The organism is Noviherbaspirillum sp. (assembly GCF_035944575.1).
Lineage (GTDB): Bacteria > Pseudomonadota > Gammaproteobacteria > Burkholderiales > Burkholderiaceae_D > Noviherbaspirillum.
The window spans coordinates 1-2,847 of the sequence record NZ_DASZBA010000034.1 but is presented as its reverse complement, the minus strand read 5'-3'; the positions used below and the strand labels follow the sequence as shown (position 1 = coordinate 2,847).

2 protein-coding genes are annotated in these 2,847 nt (G+C 58.8%); both read left to right on the top strand.

Features of this window, described 5'->3' with window-relative positions; all coding sequences use genetic code 11:
• Positions 1–514: 514 nt before the first annotated feature.
• On the top strand, positions 515–2,167 hold the full coding sequence (locus VGU61_RS02015) for an AMP-binding protein (RefSeq protein WP_326857425.1): 1,653 nt from the start codon (positions 515–517) through the stop codon (positions 2,165–2,167).
• Positions 2,164–2,847 (top strand): FAD-dependent monooxygenase (locus VGU61_RS02010; protein WP_326857424.1); only part of this gene is annotated, 684 nt, incomplete at its 3' end. The genes VGU61_RS02015 and VGU61_RS02010, both read left to right, overlap by 4 nt.

Sequence of the window (2,847 nt, the reverse complement as noted above, 5' to 3'; positions counted from 1 at the left end):
GCCGCTGCTTCCCGCCGCGCTGGTTGCCGATCCGATTCCGCTGCCTGTGCTGCCCGGCGTCGTTGCCGGCTGGACTGCGCTATCCAAGATATGTTCGCCCGGCCCCGGCTGAATTCCGTTTGAAATCGGTTTGGTTTCCTTGTTCTCGTCTGCCATAGCTTTGCTCCTGGGAATTTGTTGAATATGGGTTGTTGTAGACCTGCATCCGGCGCACAGGCATCCGTGACCGCTCGATGCTTGGCAAAAGATTAACGGCCCATGTGAACTTAGTAATTGAAGTAATGGTTTAGTTCTTGGGTATTACGCATTCAAGTTTGACCAGAGTCTTGCTTTCTGCAAAATTCTGCTTCCCATCGGCGAACCGGAACCAAAACACCGCGGATTTGCTGCACATCAACCGCTTGAAGCTTAAATACTTTAGGCTTAAACTAAATTGCGCCTCATCGCGATGCACTATCCGCTTTCTTCCCATTCCCGCTTTTCGTCTCATATCGCCGGATCGATTGGAGAACATATGGTCACTTCAGCTTATGCGGATACTTTTGCGCACGATAACCTGCCGCCCCGGGAGCAGTGGCCGGAAATGATCTTCGACCTTCCGGAATTACATTATGGGGAGCGGTTGAACTGCGTGGCCGAATTGCTGGACAAGATGGTTGCCACCCACGGGGAGCGGCCCGCGATCCATGGATTGCGGAAATCGTGGACGTACGCGGCGCTGCAGGATCGCGTCAACCGCATTGCCCGCGTCCTGCGCGAAGATCTGCGGTTGGTTCCCGGCAACCGGGTTCTGCTGCGCGGCGACAATAACCCGATGATGGCTGCATGTATCCTGGCAGTATGGAAAGCCGGCTGTATCGCGGTGCCGACCATGCCGCTGCTTCGGGCGAAAGAACTCACCGTTATCATAAACAAGGCAAGGGTGAATGCCTCGCTCTGTGCCGCAAACCTGCGCACGGAGATGGAGGCGGCACTCGGCGATGCGGCCTTGCGGGGTCCGGTCGTCTATTTCAATCATGAGGGGCCCGACGCGCTCGAATCACTGATGCGCGCGAAGCCGGCAGGCTTCGACACCGTCGATACGGCGGCCGAGGACGTGTGCCTGATCGCCTTTACCTCGGGTACCACCGGCACGCCGAAGGGAACCATGCATTTTCATCGGGATATTCTGGCGGCCTGCGACTGTTTTCCAAAGTACACCCTCGGTGCCGCCGCAGACGATATATTCATCGGCACGCCGCCGCTCGCCTTCACCTTCGGCCTCGGGGGATTGCTCCTGTTTCCGATGAGGGTGGGTGCGTCTACCGTCCTGCTTGAGAAACTGTCTCCCGCCAGTCTTCTCGAAGCGATCCAGCATTTCGGCGCCACCGTTTGCTTTACCGCGCCGACCTTCTACCGCAAGATGACGCCTCTGGTGCCCGGTTATCGGATGTCCTCGCTGAAGAAAACCGTTTCCGCCGGCGAAGCACTACCGGTTGCGACCCGGGAACAATGGCGGCAGGCGAGTGGAATCGACATGATCGACGGCATCGGTTCCACGGAAATGCTGCATATCTTCATTTCCGCCAGCGGAGACGAGATCCGGCCCGGCGCGACCGGCAAGCCGGTTCCCGGCTACCGGGCTTGCGTGCTCGACGAAGAAGGGTCGCCTGTCGGACCGGGGGTCATCGGCCGTCTTGCGGTCAAGGGCCCGACCGGATGCCGTTATCTCGCCGACGATCGTCAGCGCAATTACGTTGCCAATGGCTGGAACGTGACGGGCGACGCCTACGAGATGGATGCCGAAGGATATTTCCGCTTCCACGCGCGCACTGATGACATGATCATCTCCGCCGGGTACAACATTGCCGGACCGGAGGTCGAGGACGCGCTGCTGAAGCATCCGGCGGTCGCGGAATGCGGCGTCGTAGGCTTCCCCGACGAAACCCGCGGCGAGATCGTCAAGGCCTATATTGTCCTGAATGCCGGCTTCCAGCCATCGACGTCGCTGGTGGCGGAGCTTCAGGATTTCGTCAAGCGGGCGATCGCACCCTATAAATATCCCCGTGCGATCGAATTCAGGGAGTCGCTGCCCCGGACCGGCACCGGCAAGCTGCAACGTTTTCTGCTGCGCACGCCGGAATTTGCACAAAGTTCCGCGAGTGCCGGCATGCTGGAGATGAAATGAATATCGTATGTATCGGCGGCGGTCCGGCGGGGCTTTATTTTGCCCTGCTGATGAAGAAGCAGAACCCGGAGCACGTCATCAGCGTCATCGAGCGCAATCGGCCGTACGACACTTTCGGCTGGGGCGTGGTGTTTTCCGACCAGACGCTGGGCAATCTTGCCGCCGCCGATGAACCGACTGCCAGGACCATTCTGCAGGCATTCAATCATTGGGACGACATCGACACCCATTTCAAAGGAAGAACGATCACCTCCGGTGGCCATGGTTTTTGCGGAATCGGACGCAAGCGGCTGCTCAACATCTTGCAGAAGCGCTGCGAGGATCTCGGCGTGCGGCTGGTGTTCGAGACCGACGTTACCGACGATCAGGAGATTGCCTCCCGGTATGACGCCGACCTCGTGATCGCCAGCGACGGCTTGAACAGCCGTGTCCGCGCCCGTTACCAGGAAAGCTTCGCGCCCGACATCGATACCCGTAAGTGCCGCTTTGTCTGGCTGGGCACAAGGAAACTGTTCTCCGCATTCACCTTCGCTTTCGAGGAAACCGAACACGGCTGGTTCCAGGCCCATGCCTACCAGTACGACGGCGATACCTCCACCTTCATCGTCGAAACGCCGGAAGAAGTATGGTTGAAGGCCGGCCTCGACAAGATGAGCCAGGAGGAAGGCATCGCGTATTGC

What these genes read in the sequence shown, in the direction of transcription:
- VGU61_RS02015 (WP_326857425.1), top strand. Translation starts at nt 515, where the DNA reads ATGGTCACTTCAGCTTATGCGGATACTTTTGCGCACGATAACCTGCCG.